14 protein-coding genes are annotated in these 15,651 nt (G+C 73.5%); 5 read left to right on the top strand and 9 right to left on the bottom strand.

What is annotated here, in order from left to right; genetic code table 11:
• Window positions 1-128: 128 nt before the first annotated feature.
• Entirely contained in the window at window positions 129-767 is a 639-nt protein-coding gene (locus tag MPTA5024_RS31945; RefSeq protein WP_036331376.1) for a superoxide dismutase family protein, read from the top strand.
• 189 nt (window positions 768-956) lie between these two features.
• Here the strand turns inward: MPTA5024_RS31945 and MPTA5024_RS31940 are convergent, their stop codons facing one another.
• The 5 genes from MPTA5024_RS31940 to MPTA5024_RS31920 form a co-directional block, all read right to left on the bottom strand.
• Window positions 957-1,583 carry a DUF2461 domain-containing protein gene (locus MPTA5024_RS31940; RefSeq protein WP_036331375.1) on the bottom strand — a complete coding sequence of 209 codons (627 nt, stop codon included), beginning with the start codon at window positions 1,581-1,583 and terminating at the stop codon, window positions 957-959.
• 47 nt (window positions 1,584-1,630) lie between these two features.
• Window positions 1,631-3,160: a helicase HerA-like domain-containing protein gene (locus MPTA5024_RS31935; protein WP_036331373.1), complete on the bottom strand. Its 1,530-nt coding sequence runs from the start codon at window positions 3,158-3,160 to the stop codon at window positions 1,631-1,633.
• Window positions 3,157-3,981, bottom strand: a complete 825-nt coding sequence (locus tag MPTA5024_RS42860) for a polysaccharide deacetylase family protein (protein WP_036331372.1) — start codon at window positions 3,979-3,981, stop codon at window positions 3,157-3,159. The genes MPTA5024_RS31935 and MPTA5024_RS42860 overlap by 4 nt, the downstream gene beginning before the upstream one ends.
• Window positions 3,982-4,011: 30 nt before the next feature.
• Window positions 4,012-4,317 carry a hypothetical protein gene (locus tag MPTA5024_RS31925; RefSeq protein ID WP_036331371.1) on the bottom strand — a complete coding sequence of 102 codons (306 nt, stop codon included), beginning with the start codon at window positions 4,315-4,317 and terminating at the stop codon, window positions 4,012-4,014.
• A gap of 122 nt (window positions 4,318-4,439) precedes the next feature.
• The gene (locus MPTA5024_RS31920) at window positions 4,440-5,018 is read right to left on the bottom strand and encodes a helix-turn-helix domain-containing protein (RefSeq protein ID WP_036331370.1); all 579 of its coding nucleotides are present in this window, start codon (window positions 5,016-5,018) and stop codon (window positions 4,440-4,442) included.
• 55 nt (window positions 5,019-5,073) lie between these two features.
• Here MPTA5024_RS31920 and MPTA5024_RS31915 point away from each other — a divergent pair, with 55 nt between their 5' ends.
• Complete coding sequence (locus MPTA5024_RS31915; protein WP_232326727.1) at window positions 5,074-5,922, top strand: DMT family transporter; 849 nt, start codon at window positions 5,074-5,076, stop codon at window positions 5,920-5,922.
• A 135-nt stretch (window positions 5,923-6,057) separates the two neighbouring features.
• On the opposite strand, the gene MPTA5024_RS31910 is transcribed toward MPTA5024_RS31915, so the two are convergent.
• Window positions 6,058-6,651: a sigma-70 family RNA polymerase sigma factor gene (locus tag MPTA5024_RS31910; protein WP_036331368.1), complete on the bottom strand. Its 594-nt coding sequence runs from the start codon at window positions 6,649-6,651 to the stop codon at window positions 6,058-6,060.
• Between the two features lie 263 nt (window positions 6,652-6,914).
• Here MPTA5024_RS31910 and MPTA5024_RS31905 point away from each other — a divergent pair, with 263 nt between their 5' ends.
• The gene (locus MPTA5024_RS31905; protein WP_036332028.1) at window positions 6,915-7,985 is read left to right on the top strand and encodes a PLP-dependent cysteine synthase family protein; all 1,071 of its coding nucleotides are present in this window, start codon (window positions 6,915-6,917) and stop codon (window positions 7,983-7,985) included.
• A 24-nt stretch (window positions 7,986-8,009) separates the two neighbouring features.
• Here the strand turns inward: MPTA5024_RS31905 and MPTA5024_RS31900 are convergent, their stop codons facing one another.
• Complete coding sequence (locus MPTA5024_RS31900) at window positions 8,010-9,044, bottom strand: ABC transporter substrate-binding protein (protein ID WP_036331367.1); 1,035 nt, start codon at window positions 9,042-9,044, stop codon at window positions 8,010-8,012.
• A gap of 79 nt (window positions 9,045-9,123) precedes the next feature.
• Here MPTA5024_RS31900 and MPTA5024_RS43985 point away from each other — a divergent pair, with 79 nt between their 5' ends.
• Together MPTA5024_RS43985 and MPTA5024_RS31885 are read left to right on the top strand one after the other, a co-directional pair.
• A complete protein-coding gene (locus tag MPTA5024_RS43985; protein WP_036331366.1) occupies window positions 9,124-11,319 on the top strand; it encodes an iron ABC transporter permease in 2,196 nt (731 codons plus the stop codon).
• Window positions 11,320-11,330: 11 nt separating this feature from the next.
• Window positions 11,331-12,128, top strand: a complete 798-nt coding sequence (locus MPTA5024_RS31885; RefSeq protein ID WP_084370228.1) for an ABC transporter ATP-binding protein — start codon at window positions 11,331-11,333, stop codon at window positions 12,126-12,128.
• 48 nt (window positions 12,129-12,176) lie between these two features.
• On the opposite strand, the gene ftsY is transcribed toward MPTA5024_RS31885, so the two are convergent.
• A complete protein-coding gene (ftsY, locus tag MPTA5024_RS31880; RefSeq protein ID WP_036331365.1) occupies window positions 12,177-13,349 on the bottom strand; it encodes a signal recognition particle-docking protein FtsY in 1,173 nt (390 codons plus the stop codon).
• Between the two features lie 57 nt (window positions 13,350-13,406).
• Window positions 13,407-15,651 (bottom strand): AAA family ATPase (locus tag MPTA5024_RS31875; protein WP_157099881.1); only part of this gene is annotated, 2,245 nt, incomplete at its 5' end.

Genomic DNA, 15,651 nt, shown 5'->3' with positions numbered 1-15,651 from the left:
GGGGTCGGGGGTCGGGGGTCGGCAAGAACGGGTAAACGGCGGGCACAGGGCCCGTCTACCGCTCTCCCGGGCGTGCCCGCGCGTGCTCTCCTGTCGCAGGCACCAGCCCCTACGGAGGAGCCTCACCCATGCTTCGCACGAGTCATCTCGCCCTGGCCGCCAACCTCGCGCTCGGCGTCGGCGCCTGCGTCCTCGCGCTGCCGCACGCCGGTGCTCAGCCGCACACCGGTGCGCTGCCGCAGGCACAGGCACGGCCGGACGCGGCGGCGAGCGCCGTGATCAGGGACGTCAACGGAAAGGTCCTCGGCACCCTGCGGATCGAGCGGTACTCGTCCGCCGCGTCGCGGGTCACCGTGTTCGTCCGCGGCCTGACCCCGGGCTTCCACGGCTTCCACATCCACTCGGCCGGCGTGTGCGACCCCGCCTCGGTCGACCCCGACACCGGCAGCCCGTTCGCCAGCGCCGGCGGTCACATGGACCAGGGACAGGACGGGGACGCAGGGGGCAACCTCCCCTCGCTGCTCGCGACCGCCGACGGCGTGGCCAGCACGAGCTTCCTGACGGACCGGTTCACCCCGGCCCGGCTCAGGGACGCGGACGGCAGCGCCATCATCATCCACGCCAAGCCGGACAACTTCGCCAACATCCCCAGCCGTTACACCCACCCGAAGGACGCCACCGGCACCACCGGCCCGGACGCCGCCACGCTGAAGACCGGCGACGCCGGGCGCCGGATCGCCTGCGGGGTCGTCCACGTCGCGTCCTGACGGCCGTCCAAGTCACTCCTCAGCCGGACACAACCGCCGGAGCGCATCCTCGTCCCGTGGTCAGGAGATCTCGGGGGGAAGGGAGGGTCCGCGATGCGGAACATCGGCGGGGGCATGCACACGGCGCTCGCGGGCGCCTGGGTGGTCGTCACCGTGCTGGCGCTGCTGCTCGGCCGCTGACACGGCGGGTCAGCTGAGGTGGACGCGCAGCCAGTCGACGAGCGGGACGCAGGCGCGCCAGGTGTCCCGTACGCGGTCGAGGGTCTCGGGGGTGTGGAGCCACGGCTCGGGCTCGAACCGGCGCCCGGCGTGCAGCGACTTGTACCGCATGAGGTCGAGCCGCGGGTGGTCCTCCGGGGTGCCCCGCGGCCGGGTCTTGAGGCGCTCGCCGCCCACCGTCAGCCCGCCCGGCAGGGCGGCGAGGACCTCCTCGAGCCGGGCGCCCGCCGTGTCGTCGTCGAGCGCCTCCCGGTAGCGCAGCACCTGCTCACCGGACGCCCACCAGCCGGCGGCCGCGTACAGCCCGTCGGCGTCGATCTGCACGTAGTAGCCCACACCCTCCAGGCCCGCCCTGAAGTAGGCGCCCTGGTGGGTCTTGTACGGCGACTTGTCCTTGGCGAACCGCACGTCCCGGTACGGCCGGAACAGATGGGAGTCGCCGAACTCGGGGGCCAGCTCCTCCAGCAGGGCGAGCATCGGCGCCTTGACGGCGTCCTCGTACAGCTCCTTGTTGGCCGCCCAGTAGCCCCGGGAGTTGTCGGCGACCAGGCCCTCGTAGAAGATGAGCGCCTCGTCGGGGAACCCGCTGAAACCCATGCCCGCCACTTTGGCACGTCCCTCCGACAAAGCGCACACGCTCGCGCTCAGCGGCGCCTGCGCCGCGGCGTCCCGAAGATCGACCGGGTGATCTCCCGGCCGAGGGCGGACGCGGCGGACCGGGCCAGCGAGCGGAACTCCTTCGACTCGAGCATCCCCTCCAGCACGGACGGCGTCCGCTCGCGCCGCTCCTCCCGCTCCCCCGGCGCCGGCTCCCGCCGGGACGGCTGCGGCTCGGGCGGCCGGGCCGCCGGCTCGCTCGGGGCCAGCCGGGCCGACAGGATCTCGTACGCCGACTGCCGGTCCACCGCCGTGCCGTACTTGGACAAGAGCGGGGAGGCGGCGATGACGCCCTGCACCACGGCCGGGGCGGACGGCGCCATGAGCGTGCGCGGGGCGCGCAGCCGGGTCCAGGCGACCGGGGTCGGCGCGCCCGTCTCGGACAGCACGGTCACCACGGCGTCGCCGATGCCGAGCTCGGTCAGCAGCTTCTCCAGGTCGTAGGAGGAGTTCGGGAACGTCGAGACGGTGGCCTTGAGCGCCTTGGCGTCCTGCGGCGTGAAGGCCCGCAGGGCGTGCTGCACCCGCGCGCCGAGCTGGGCCAGCACGTCGGCGGGCACGTCCTTCGGCGTCTGGGTGACGAAGAACACGCCGACGCCCTTGGAGCGGATCAGGCGCACGGTCTGCGTGATCGACCGCAGGAACGCCTTGGACGCGCCGTCGAACAGCAGGTGGGCCTCGTCGAAGAAGAACACCAGCGACGGCTTGTCCGGGTCGCCCACCTCGGGCAGCACCTCGAACAGGTCGGCCAGCAGCCACATCAGGAAGGTCGAGAACAGCTGCGGCCGGTCCTGGACGGCGGGCAGCTCCAGGACGGACACCACTCCCTTGCCGTCCGGCGTGGTCCGCAGGAGGTCGTGCACGTCGAACTCGGGCTCGCCGAAGAACGCCTCCGCCCCCTGCGCCTGGAAGTTGACCAGGGCGCGGAGGATGACGCCGGCGGTCGCGGCGGACAGGCCGCCGATGCCGCTGAGGGCCTCCGGGGTCTCGGTGAGGTACCGGATCACCTCGACCAGGTCCTTGAGGTCGAGCAGCGGCAGCCCGTGCTTGTCGGCGAAGTAGAAGATCAGCCCGAGCGACGACTCCTGCGTCTCGTTGAGCTCCAGGACCCGGGCCAGCAGGGTCGGCCCGAACGCGCTCATCGTCGCCCGCAGCGGGATCCCCTCGCCCATCCCGCCGAGCGAGAAGAACTCGACCGGGCAGGCCGCGGGCGACCACGTCTCGCCCACCTCGGCCGCCCGCCTGCTCACCCGGTCGGACGGGACGCCGGGCGAGGCCATGCCGGACAGGTCGCCCTTGACGTCGGCCAGGAAGACCGGCACGCCCTGCTCGGACAACTGCTCGGCGAGGAGCTGGAGGGTCTTGGTCTTGCCGGTGCCGGTGGCCCCCGCGACCAGGCCGTGCCGGTTCATCATGGCCAGCGGGACGCGGATGGGCTCGGCCGGGTCGGCGGCGCCGTCGTCGCGGATCAGCGCCCCCAGCTCCAGCGCCGGCCCCTGGACGTCGTAGCCCTTCACCGGTTGAAGTACTGCTTCCCGGGAGCCGGGCTGCCGAGCAGCTCGGAGACGGTCACGTACGTGAAGCCCTTGCGGTCGAGCTCGTCCAGGAGGCGGGGCAGGGCGGCGATCGTCGTGGGATGGATGTCGTGCATGAGCACGATGTCGCCCGGCTTCGCCGAGCAGCACCGCTTGGCCACGATGGCGGGGTCGTGGTCGCGCCAGTCGAGCGTGTCGACGGCCCACAGGATCTGCGCCAGCCCCTCCTGCCTGGCGACGTTCTCCACCTCGTGGTTCGTCGACCCGTACGGCGGCCGCATCAGCGTCATCCGCACGCCGGCGGCCCGTCGTACGACGTCCTGAGTGCGGTCGAGCTCGCGGCGCACGGCGTCGGCGGACAGGCCGGCCAGCGCGGCGTGGTCCCAGGAGTGGTTGCCGACCTCGTGGCCTTCGGCGACCATCCGGCGGACGAAGTCCCGGCTCTTGTCGGTCACCATCTGCCCGAGCACGAAGAACGTCGCCCGGGCGTGGTGGGCCGCCAGCAGGTCGAGGACCTTGTCCGTGGCCTCCCCCGGCCCGTCGTCGAACGTCAGCGCGACGCATTTGAGCCGGCCGCAGTCCAGTTTGCGGGGCGGCGGGGCGAGCGGGAGACGGGGGCCCGGCCAGCCGGGCTGGGCCCCGATCAGGCGCATCCGGAGCATCCCGGGGTCGAACCTGTCGGCGACGCCGTAGCCCGGGCGAGCGGCGGCCGGTCCGGCGGGCCCGGCGGGCATCGCCGAGGTCGCGGCCCGCCCGCAGCCGGCGAGCATGAGCAGCGACAGCAGTACGGACAGCCTCCGCATACGACCCCCCGAGCGAGCGGGGGCGGTCGGCTACGGATACTCCTGGGCCGCGTCCCCCCGCAGAACCTTGGCCAGCTCCTCCCACCAGGGCGGCACCTCGGCCCGCAGCTCGGCATACCGGCGGGCCACCCGCGTGGCGCATCCCACAGGGTCCGTACCCAGGTGGCGGCACTTCACGGCGCCCTCGCGCCAACGGTAAAGGCCGTCGCGGAAGCTCACGACGAGGCCGATCCAGACCGACAGCGTGGCACCGTCGCCGATCTCGTACGCCTCGTGCACACCGAGGGCGGCGAGTTCCGCGCGGAGTCGTCCAATAGCGGTGCGCGGCTCAGTCACCGGCCACCGCCCCCTGCCGTAGAGACACGCACAAAAAGGTATGTACCCAACCTTGGGCCGCCCCTTGCCACTTCATAGAGTAATGATGAGACTACGAAGCGTTACAGCGCAGCCATAAGCGGTCAGTCGTCCAGACGCTCGGGCGGCTCGGTGACGACCATGACGAACCGGAGCGGCGCGTCGCCCGCGTTCGCGTATCGATGCGGGCGGTCGGCGCTGAACACCACCGCCTCGTCCGCCCCGACGACGTGGCTGCGGCCGTACACGACCAGCGTCAGCTCCCCTTCGAGGACGGTGAGCATCTCCCGGGTGCCGGCGGGGTGGGCGTCGCCGTCGTGGTGCTCGCCGGGGCCGAGGCGCCAGTCCCACAGCTCCAGGATGGCGGGGGCGTCGGTGCCGACGAGCAGCTTGGCCGAGCCGCCTCCGGGGTGCGTGAACGTGACGACCTCCGCGGCGTGGACCACGCGGACGACCGGCGTGTCCGACACCTCCACGAGCCGGCCCATCGTGACGCCGAGGGCGTCGGCGATCCGGCACAGGGTGTTCACGCTCGGGTTGGTACGGCCCTGCTCGATCTGGATGAGCATGCCGCGGCTCACGTTCGATCGGGCCGCCAGCTCGTCGAGCGTCATGCCCCGATGCGCCCGCTGAGCCCGGACGTTGGCGGCGATGGCCGCGTTGATCGTCGACGGATCAGGCATGAGTACAGTCTAGTGGTCTACTATTACAATCTATTGAACTATCCTTGCCGATTCCTTGGGGGAACTCGTGACGGCGGTGGCGCTCGCTACGGCATGTGCGGTGATCTTCGGGACGGCCGACTTCCTCGGCGGACTGGCCACCAGGCGCTCCCGGGTCCTCGCGGTCGTCGTCCTGTCCCAGGTGGGAGGGCTGCTGCTGATCGGGGTGCTCATCCCGCTGCTGCCGGGGAGCGTGAGCCCCGCGGCGCTGCTGTGGGGGATGGCGTCGGGCGTGGCGGGGGCGGGCGCCCTCGTCCTGTTCTACCGGGGGCTCGCCACCGGGATGATGTCCGTGGTCGCCCCGACCACGGCGACCACGGCCATGGCGGTCCCGGTGATCTTCGGCCTGCTCATCGGGGAGCGCCCGTCCGCCCTGGCGCTGACCGGCGTGGTGCTGGGCCTGCTCGCCGTCCTGCTCGTCAGCCGCGACCCGAACGGCACGGCCACCGGCTCGCGCGTCGGCCCCATCCTGGGCGCGCTCGCCTCCGGGGCCGGGTTCGGCGCGTTCTTCATCCTGCTGAGGCTGGCCCCGGAGGACTCCGGCGTGTGGCCGCTGCTGGGGGCGCGGTTCGCCTCGATCGCGCTGGTGGTGGTGCTGGCCGTCGCCCGGCGCGCCACCCTGCGCCCGACGCCGGGGAGCGTGCCGGTGACGCTCTGGGCCGGCGTCCTCGACATGGCGGCCAACGTGCTCTACCTGCTGGCCGCGCAGCGGGGCATGCTCAGCCTCGTGGCGGTGCTGGTGTCGCTGTACCCCGCCAGCACGCTGCTGCTGGCCCGGTACGTCCTGGGTGAGCGGCTCAGCGCCCTGCAGATCGCCGGCGTGGGCTTCGCGCTCGGCGCGGTCGCGCTCATCGCCGCGTCCTGACCCCTGACACGCCGGTACGGCCGCCGCGTCGTGCGGCGGCCGTACCGGGCCGGGTCTTCGGGGCCGGGCGTCCGCGGGGCGGGTGTCCGCCGGCCCGCCTACGCCCAGGCGATCTGGGGCTTTCTCAGACGGTTCTCATGCGGCGTAGGCGTGGACGGGGACGCGGACGACGCCCTCCTCGCGGGCGTAGTCCTCAAGCATGCCGCGAAGCTGCCGCCGGCCGCGGTGCAGCCGGGACATGACGGTGCCGATGGGGGTTCCCATGCGGTCGGCGATCTCCTTGTAGGCGAACCCCTCCACGTCGGCGAGGTAGACCGCCACCCGGAAGTCCTCGGGCAGGGCGCGCAGGGCGTCCATCACGACGCTGTCGGGAAGCTGGTCGAGCGCCTCGTTCTCGGCCGAGCGCAGACCCGTGGACATGTGCGACTCGGCCGCGGCGAGCTGCCAGTCCTCGATGTCCTCGGCGGCCGACAGCTTCGGCGAGCGCTGCCGCTTCCGGTAGTCGTTGATGAAGTTGTTGGTCAGGATCCGGTGCAGCCACGCCTTCAGGTTCGTTCCCTCGCGGAACTGGTGGTAGGACGTGTACGCCTTGGCGACCGTCTCCTGGACCAGGTCCTCCGCGTCGGCGGGGTTACGGGTGAGCCGCATGGCGGACGCGTAGAGCTGGTTGGTCACCGGCACGACCTCACGCTCGAACCACACCTGTCGCTGCTCGTCGGTCGAGATCATCTCATCCCCCTACAGAACTTCTCCCCCGTTACCCGTCCGCCAGGAACCCATGCGAGGCCGTCCGGTCATTGTTGTGCCAAGGAACATCGTGCCGAATGGGACGTAAGCACAGTGTTAATTGTTTTTCCTGGTCACAGGAGTGCAAGCGACACGGGGCCGGACGCGGTCTGGTCACACGCAGGCCGAGTAAGTCTCAGTATAGTAACACCGGAGCCTCAATCCGGAGTAAAGTGTGGCGGAGCTCACTGGCTACAGTGGGCGCCATGAAACACGTGGACCGGCACGACCCTGCGGACAGGGCGTGGGTGTCGGAGGCCGTGCAGGCCGTCGAGGCCGACGCGAACCGCAGTTGCGACACCCATCTCCATGTCTTCCCGCTCCCCTCCCACTGGGGCATCGACCTCTACTTGAAAGACGAGTCGGTGCACCCGACCGGTTCACTCAAGCACCGCCTCGCCCGCTCCCTCTTCCTGTACGGCCTGGCCAACGGCTGGATCGGGCCCACGACGACGATCATCGAGGCGTCCAGCGGGTCGACGGCCGTCAGTGAGGCGTACTTCGCCCGCCTGCTCGGCCTGCCGTTCATCGCGGTGATCCCGGCCACGACGTCGCCGGAGAAGCGGGAGATCATCGAGTTCTACGGCGGGAAGTGCCACCTGGTGGACGACCCGGGGGCGATCTACGAGGAGTCCCACCGCCTGGCCGCCGAGACCGGCGGGCACTACATGGACCAGTTCACCTACGCGGAACGGGCCACCGACTGGCGCGGCAACAACAACATCGCGGAGAGCATCTTCCAGCAGATGGCCCTCGAACGGCACCCCGACCCGGCGTGGATCGTGGTCGGCGCCGGGACCGGCGGCACCTCGGCGACCATCGGCCGCTACATCCGGTACCGCCGCCACCGGACCCGCCTGTGCGTGGCCGACCCGGAGGGCTCGGCCTTCTACCCGTCCTGGGCCTCCGGCGAGGAGCACGCCGGGCGCGGGTCGCGCATCGAGGGCATCGGCCGGCCGAGGGTCGAGCCGTCGTTCCTGCCGACCGTGATCGACCGGATGACGCTGGTGCCGGACGCGCTGTCGATCGCCGCGATGCACTGGGTCAGGGAGGTCACCCGCCGCGACGTCGGCGGCTCGACCGGCACCAACATCGCGGCGGCCGTGGAGGTCATCCGCGAGATGCGGGAGAACGGCGAGCGCGGCAGCGTGGTCACGCTCATCTGCGACGGCGGCGAGCGCTACCGGCACACGTACGGCGACCAGCGCTGGCTTGACGAGACGGGGATCGACATCGAGCCCCATCTGGCCGATTTACGCCGCTTCCTCGCGGGCTGACATCCGCCGCCCCTCCCGGTGGGTTCAGGACGGGCGGGCGGGGTCCACGCCGAAGGTCGTCGCCAGGTCGTCGAGGATCGCGTGGGCCCCCTGGATGCCGACCGCCGTCATCCAGGTAATGTCCGGCACCTCGTGGATCCCGCCCTTCAGACGCCCCCAGAGCGGGTTGGCCTCGAACCTCTGCTTCACCGGGCCCACCGAGGGGTCGTCGTAGGCCGCCAGGAAGATGTGGTCGGCGTCCATCTCCGGGATCCGCTCCTCGCTGAGGTTCACGGCGACGGTGTCGGTCGTGGTGGGCTGTCCCTTGGGCCGGACGAGCCCGGCGTCCCTGAGCACGATGCCGGAGTAGGAGTTCTCCACGTACAGCCGGACGGTCGGCTCCCCGGCGAAGCGGATGATCGAGACGGTCGGCGGGGTTCCGCCGTTCCCGGCCGTGATCTCCTCGCCGATCGCGGCGGCGCGGTCCTCGTACTCCTTGATCCGCTGCTCGGCCAGGTCCTCCTTGCCGAGCGCCCGGCCGACGAGGCGGAGGTTGTCCTTCCACTTCGCGCCGGTCGTCTCGCTGAAAACGGTTGGGGCGATCCGGCCGAGCTTGTCGTACAGCGCCTCGTGGCGGACCTTGGCGCTGAGGATCAGGTCGGGCCGCAGCGCGGCGATCTTCTCCAGGCTCGGCGCCTCCAGCGTCCCGACCGACACCGCCTCACGGGCGTCGTCGAGCACGGGGGCAAGGTAGCCGGGCAGCGTGTCCTCGATGGACCGGTAGGTCGTGTAGCCCACGACCGGGGTGTCCAGCGTCAGTGCCGCGTCCACGAAGCTCTGGTCGAGTGCCACCACCCGCCGGGGCTGCGCCGCGATCTCCGTGGTCCCCATCGCGTGCTGGACCGTCCTGGGGAACCCCGCGGCCGCGGGGGCCGTTCCGCCGGGCCCGGCGCCCGCCTCCCCGCCTGCCGAGGCGCCCGCCGAAGCGCCGTCCGAAGTGCCCGCCGAGCCGCAGGCGGCCAGTCCCCCCGACAGCACCGCCCCGATCAGGGCCGTCACCACGGCACGCCGCATTCTCATCTGATTTGTCCCTCTCTCTTGCCTAAGTTAGGTTAGCCATACCTAATAAGAACTTCATGTCCAGGTCAAGGAGGACCGGATGGCGAGCCGCCGCCTGCGCGTGCTCCTGGTGCTCGGCGCGGCGCTCGTGGTCGCCGCCGGGCTCAGCCTCGCCCTCGGCGCCAAGGCCGTGCCGCCCGGCGACGTGTGGCACGCCCTGTGGTCGCCAGGCGGCGGCGAGAACGACCTGATCGTGCGCTCGCTGCGGGTGCCGCGGACCGTCCTCGGCGTCCTCGCCGGGGTGGCCCTCGGCATGGCCGGGGCGCTCATGCAGGGCCACACCCGCAACCCGCTCGCCGACCCCGGCCTGCTCGGGGTGACCCAGGGCGCGGCGTTCGCCATGGTCCTCGGCATCGTCGCGTTCGGCGTGTCCGGCACCCGGGCCTCCATCTGGCTCGGCGTCGGCGGCGCCCTCGCGGCGAGCGTCGCCGTGTTCGCGATCGGGCTCGCCGCCGGCGGCCGTCGCGGCGGTTCCCCGCCGCTCACGCTCGCCCTCGCCGGGACCGCCGTCAGCGCCCTGCTGTACGCGCTGACCTCCGCCCTCGTCCTGCTCGACGAGCAGGCGATGGACGCGTTCCGCTTCTGGCAGGCCGGCTCGCCGGCCGGGCGCGGGGCGGGCCCCGCCTGGCAGGTGGCGCCGTTCATCGCGGCGGGGCTCGTGCTCGCGCTCGCCAACGCCCGGGGGCTGAACGCGCTGGCCCTGGGCGAGAACGTGGCCCGCTCCCTCGGCAGGAACGTGTGGGCCGTCCGCGTCGTCGGGCTCGCCGCGGTGACCTCGCTCACGGCCGGCGCGGTCGCCGCCTGCGGCGCCCTCGCGTTCGTAGGGCTCGTCGTCCCCCACCTGGCGCGCGCCCTGTCCGGCCCCGACCACCGGTGGCTCCTGCCGTACGCGGGGCTGCTCGGCGCCGTGCTGCTGCTCGTCGCCGACGTGATCGGGCGGCTCGTCGCGCGGCCCGGTGAGCTCGCCGTGGGCGTGGTCCTGGCCCTGCTGGGCGCGCCGTTCCTCATCGCCCTCGTCCGCCGGGCCGCGCCCGCCGCCGCGCGTCCGGCGGGGCGGGCCCGGGCGCTCCGGGTCCGTGCCCTCCTTCGTCAGCCGGAGGCCCGTCTCCCGCTCCCCCGCTTCTCCGTCCGGCCGCGCCCCCGCGCGGATCGTCCGGAGATCCGGCTGCCGGAGGCCAGGGCGTACCGGATCGGCGGGACGTCGTGGCTGGTCCGGCCGCGGCCGGCGGCCGTGGCGCTGGCCTGCCTGGCCGCCCTGGCCGCGCTCACCGCGGCCCACCTCGGCCTCGGCGACGTACGGCTGCCGCTCGGCGAGATCCTCCGCGCGCTGGGCGGCGACGGCGGCGCCCACTTCGTGGTGGTGGACCTGCGCCTGCCCCGGGTGCTGACCGGCGCGCTCGCCGGGGCCGCCTTCGGGCTCTCCGGGGCGATCACCCAGGCCGTCTCGCGCAACCCGCTGGCCAGCCCCGACATCCTCGGCGTGACGTCCGGCGCGGGCGTCTGCGTGGTGGCGCTGATCGTCGCCACCGGCAGCGCGTACGGCGGGGTGAGCGGAGCTGTGGCGGACGTCGGCGTCCCCACGGCCGCCGTCACGGGCGGTCTCGTGGGCGCGGCGGCCGTCCACGCCCTGGCCTGGCGGCGCGGCCTGGACGGCTACCGCCTGGTCCTGGTCGGGATCGGCGTCGCCGCCGTGTTCACGAACGTCACGCACTGGCTGCTGACGGCCGGCGACGTGAACGACGCGGCACGGGCGATGGTGTGGATCACCGGCTCGCTTCACGGCCGCGGATGGGAGCACGTCGTCCCGGTGGCGGTCGCGCTGGCCGTCCTCGTGCCCGTGGCCCTGGGCCTGTCGCGGACGCTGGCGGCGCTGCGATTCGGCGACGAGACGGCCCTCGCCCTCGGGGTGCGTCTGGGCAGGGCCCGGGTCGCGCTCCTCCTCGTGGCCGTGCTGCTCGCCGCGGTCGCCACGGCCTCCGCCGGGCCCGTCGCGTTCGTGGCGCTCACGGCGCCTCAGATCGCGCTGCGCGTGGCCAGGACCCCGCACCCGCCGCTGCTCGTCTCCGCGCTGACCGGCGCCGTGCTGACCGCGGCCGCCGACCTCGTGGCGCGGACGGCCTTCGCCCCCGCCGAGCTCCCGGTCGGCGTGGTCACGGCCGCGCTCGGCGCCCCGTACCTGATCCACCTGCTGTGGCGCGGATCCGGCCGGCGCGCCGCCGCCCGCACCCTCACCTGATGGAGGCGCCGATGAGGCTCCAGGCCGTGGACCTGCGACTCGGGTACGGCGACCGCACGGTCGTCGACGGACTCGACCTCGGCATCGAGGAGGGCACGGTCACCACGATCATCGGGCCGAACGGCTGCGGCAAGTCCACCCTGCTGCGGGCGCTCGGCCGGCTGCTGCGGCCCTCGGGCGGGCACGTGCTGCTGGACGGCCGGCGGATCGACCGGACGCCGGCCCGGGAGGTCGCCCGCATCCTGGGCGTGCTCCCCCAGGCTCCGGTCGCCCCCGAGGGGCTGACGGTCGCCGACCTGGTGGCGCGCGGGCGGCACCCCCACCAGACGTGGTACCGGCAGTGGTCGAGGGACGACGAGGCGGCAGTCGCCGAGGCGCTGGAGTGGACCGGCATGCGCGACCTGGCCGACCGGCCGGTGGACCAGCTGTCCGGGGGGCAGCGGCAGCGGGCGTGGATCTCGATGGCGCTCGCCCAGGGGACCGACCTGCTGCTGCTCGACGAGCCCACGACGTTCCTCGACCTGGCCCACCAGGTGGAGGTCCTGGAACTGGTGGGCCGGCTGCACGCCGAGACCGGCACGACGGTCGTGATGGTGCTGCACGACCTGAACCTGGCCGCCCGGTACGCCCACCGGCTCGTGGCCATGCGGGAGGGCCGGGTGGTCGCGGCGGGGCCGCCGGAGGACGTGCTGACCGAGGACCGCGTCCGGGAGGTCTTCGGGCTGGAGGCCAAGGTCATCGCCGACCCGGTGGCCGGCACCCCCCTGGTCGTCCCCGTCGGCGCGGGCCGGCGCCTGCGGAGCGCGTGAAGGCGCCGGGCCGGAGGTGGCGCGCCCCCCCGGCCCGGCGCCGGTGGTTCAGTCGCCGATCAGGGCGTCGACGAACACCTCGGGGTCGAACGGCGCCAGGTCGTCCGGCCCCTCGCCCAGCCCCACGAGCTTGACCGGCACGCCGAGCTCGCGCTGGACGGAGATCACGATGCCGCCCTTGGCGGTGCCGTCCAGCTTGGTCAGCGCGATGCCGGTGACGTTGACCACCTCGGCGAACACCTGCGCCTGGCGCATGCCGTTCTGGCCGGTGGTGGCGTCGAGGACGAGCAGCACCTCGTCGACCGCCGCCCGCTTCTCGATGACCCGCTTGACCTTGCCGAGCTCGTCCATCAGGCCGGTCTTCGTGTGGAGCCGGCCGGCCGTGTCGATGATCACGGTGTCGGCCTTGTCCTCGATGCCCCTGGCCACGGCGTCGAAGGCGACGGACGCCGGGTCGCCGCCCTCGGGGCCGCGCACCACGCTCGCGCCGACGCGGTCGCCCCAGGTCTGGAGCTGGTCGGTCGCCGCCGCGCGGAACGTGTCGGCGGCCCCCAGCACGACCGTGCGGCCGTCGCCGACGAGCACCCGGGCGAGCTTGCCCGACGTGGTCGTCTTGCCGGTGCCGTTGACGCCCACGACGAGGACGACGGCGGGACGCTCCCCCGTCGGCGCCGTGTGGAGCGTGCGGTCGAGGTCGGGCGCGACCTGGGCCAGCAGTTCCTCGCGGAGCAGCCTGCGGACCTCGTCGGGCGTGCGGCTGCCGAGGACCTTCACCTTGGTGCGCAGGTCCTCGACCATGGCACGGGTCGGGGCCACGCCGACGTCGGCCGTGATGAGGATCTCCTCGATCTCGTCCCAGACGTCGTCGTCGAGCCGGTCACGGGAGAGCAGTTCCAGCAGGCCGCGGCCGAGGACGTTCTGCGAGCGGGCCAGGCGGCCGCGCAGCCGGACCATGCGGCCGGCGGACGGCGGAGGGACCTCGATCGGAGGAGCCTTGACCAGCTCCTCGACGGGAGGCGGCAGCGTGGTCGTCGTGCCGCCGTCCTCCTCACCCAGACCGGCCGTCGTGCCGGGCTCGGTGATGACGGGGGCGGGCGGCTCCGGCGGGGCCTGGACGGGGGGGAGGTCCTTGGCTTTGGGCCGGAACAGCAGGAACAGGCCACCCACCGCCAGCACGGCGGCGATGGCCACGATCACGATGATGCCGATGTAACCGTCCACATATGAAGTTTCCCAGACCCCCGGTGTGCTCCGTTCAGGCACACACCGCCCGGGCGGCTACGTGCGCAGGCGCTGGCTCACGACCTGGGTGACGCCGTCGCCGCGCATGGACACGCCGTACAGGGCGTCGGCGATCTCCATGGTGCGCTTCTGGTGGGTGATGACGATGAGCTGGGAGCTCTGCCGCAGCTCCTCGAACAGGGTGAGCAGCCGCTGCGTGTTGGTGTCGTCGAGGGCGGCCTCGACCTCGTCCATCACGTAGAACGGCGACGGGCGGGCCTTGAAGATGGAGATCAGGAACGCCACCGCCGTCAGCGACCGCTCGCCGCCGGACAGCAGCGACAGCCGCTTGACCTTCTTGCCGGGCGGCCGGGCCTCGACCTCGACGCCGGTCGTCAGCATGTCCTCGGGGTCGGTCAGCAGCAGCCGTCCCTCGCCGCCGGGGAAGACCCGCTGGAAGATCTGGGCGAACTCGCGGGCGACGTCCTCGTACGCCGCCGCGAACACCTGCTCGACCCGGTCGTCGACCTCCTTCACCACCAGCAGCAGGTCGCGCCGGGTCTTCTTGAGGTCCTCGAGCTGCGAGGTGAGGAACGCGTGGCGCTCCTCCAGGGCGGCGAACTCCTCCAGCGCGAGCGGGTTGACCTTGCCGAGCTGGTTCATCTGGCGCTCGGCCGCCCTGGCCCGCTTCTCCTGCTCCTCCCGCACGTACGGCACGGGCGGCTCGCCGGGGACCGGCGCGGCCGGGCCGTACTCGGAGATGAGGGGCTCCAGATCGACGCCGTACTCCTCCAGGGCCCGCTGCTCCAGCTGCTCCAGGCGCAGCCGGCGCTCGGTCCTGGCCATCTCGCTGCCGTGCACGCGGTTGACGAGGGCGTCCAGCTCGGTGGTCAGCTCGCGGACCCGCAGCCGTACGCGCTTGAGCTCGGCGTCGATCTCACCGCGTGCCCGCTCGGCCTCGTCGCGCTCCCCGGCGGCGAGGGCGAGCGACCCCTCCAGCGCCTGGAGCGCGGTCCTGGCGCCCTGCACGGCCGCCGCGGCCACCTCGGCCTGCCGGCGGCGGCGCTCGCGCTGGGCGGCCGCCCGGGCACGGTCGTCCCGCTCCCGCCGGGCCGCCCGCAGCAGGCCGTCGGCCCGGCCCGCGATGCCCCTGACCCGCTCCTCGGCCGTACGGACGGTGAGCCTGGCCTCGATCTCGGCCTGTCGGGTGACCCCGAGAGCGGAGGCCAGCTCGTCACGGGTGTCGGTGGTGGGCTCGGCCTCCAACTCCGCGGCGTACTCGGCCTCGGCCAGCTGCTCCTCCAGCTCCACGACGCCCGCCTGGGCCGCCTCCCGCGCCTCCTCGGCGTCCTCGACGGACCTGGCGAGCCGGGCCGCCTCGTCCTGGGCCGCCTTGACGGCCGCCTCCAGGCGGGCGAGCTGCTTGGCCGCGGCGGCCGCCTTCTGGTCGGCGTCCCGCTGACGGGCCCGCACGCGATCGAGCACGGCCTGGGCGGCGTCGAGCCCGTTCTGCGCCGCGTTGACGCCGCCCTGCGCGGCGCTGACGCCGTTCTGGGCCTCGGTGACCCGGCCCTGCGCCTCCTCGACCGCCAGCTGGCACTCCCGCTCGGCCGTCACGGCCTCGGCCAGCGCCTGGGCATGCCGCGCCGCCCCCTCGCGGGCGGCCGCGAGGTCGCCGGCGGCCTCGTCGAGGGCGGCCCGCATCTGCAGCAGCGAGGCGGCGCCGCCGGAGCCGCCCCGGGCGGCGTGGACGCCGAGGACGTCGCCCGCCCGCGTCACGGCCCGCAGCCCGGGGTCGGCGTCGACGACCTTCCGCGCCGTGAGCAGGTCGGCGACGACGAGCACGTCACCGAGGAGGGCGTCGACCGCAGGGCGGAGCCCGTCGGGGGCGGTCACCAGGTCGGCCGCCCACTCGGCGCCCGCCACGGGGAGGTCGCGCCGTTCCGGCCGGTCCCGGCGGTCGGCCCCGATGAGGAGGGCGGCCCGGCCACCGTCGTGCTCCCGCAGGTGCTCCATGGCCGCCACGGCGGCGTTCGGCGAGTCGACGGCGACCCCGTCCACCGAGAGGACGGCGGCGATCGCGGCCTCGGCCCCGGGCCGCACGGTCAGCAGGGTGGCGACGGGGCCGAGCACCCCGGACAGCCCCGCGCCCAGCAGGGCCGCGGCGCCGTCCACACCGCTCGCCAGGCTCATCTCCAGCGCCTCGCAACGGGCCTGGAGGGCGGCCACCGCGCGCTGCGACTCCTGGTCGGCGCCGCGGGCCGCGGCCACCGCCGACCTGGCCGCCGCCAGCGCGTCCCTG

It is taken from the genome of Microbispora sp. ATCC PTA-5024, assembly GCF_000511135.2.
Taxonomy (GTDB): domain Bacteria; phylum Actinomycetota; class Actinomycetes; order Streptosporangiales; family Streptosporangiaceae; genus Microbispora; species Microbispora corallina.
This window is presented reverse-complemented; position numbering and strand designations above follow the sequence as displayed.

Coding starts and splice junctions, on each gene's coding strand:
- MPTA5024_RS31945 (WP_036331376.1), top strand. CDS start 129: ATGCTTCGCACGAGTCATCTCGCCCTGGCCGCCAACCTCGCGCTCGGC.
- MPTA5024_RS31940 (WP_036331375.1), bottom strand. CDS start 1,583: ATGGGTTTCAGCGGGTTCCCCGACGAGGCGCTCATCTTCTACGAGGGC.
- MPTA5024_RS42860 (WP_036331372.1), bottom strand. CDS start 3,981: ATGCGGAGGCTGTCCGTACTGCTGTCGCTGCTCATGCTCGCCGGCTGC.
- MPTA5024_RS31920 (WP_036331370.1), bottom strand. CDS start 5,018: ATGCCTGATCCGTCGACGATCAACGCGGCCATCGCCGCCAACGTCCGG.
- MPTA5024_RS31910 (WP_036331368.1), bottom strand. CDS start 6,651: ATGATCTCGACCGACGAGCAGCGACAGGTGTGGTTCGAGCGTGAGGTC.
- MPTA5024_RS31905 (WP_036332028.1), top strand. CDS start 6,915: ATGAAACACGTGGACCGGCACGACCCTGCGGACAGGGCGTGGGTGTCG.
- MPTA5024_RS31900 (WP_036331367.1), bottom strand. CDS start 9,044: ATGAGAATGCGGCGTGCCGTGGTGACGGCCCTGATCGGGGCGGTGCTG.
- MPTA5024_RS43985 (WP_036331366.1), top strand. CDS start 9,124: ATGGCGAGCCGCCGCCTGCGCGTGCTCCTGGTGCTCGGCGCGGCGCTC.
- MPTA5024_RS31885 (WP_084370228.1), top strand. CDS start 11,331: ATGAGGCTCCAGGCCGTGGACCTGCGACTCGGGTACGGCGACCGCACG.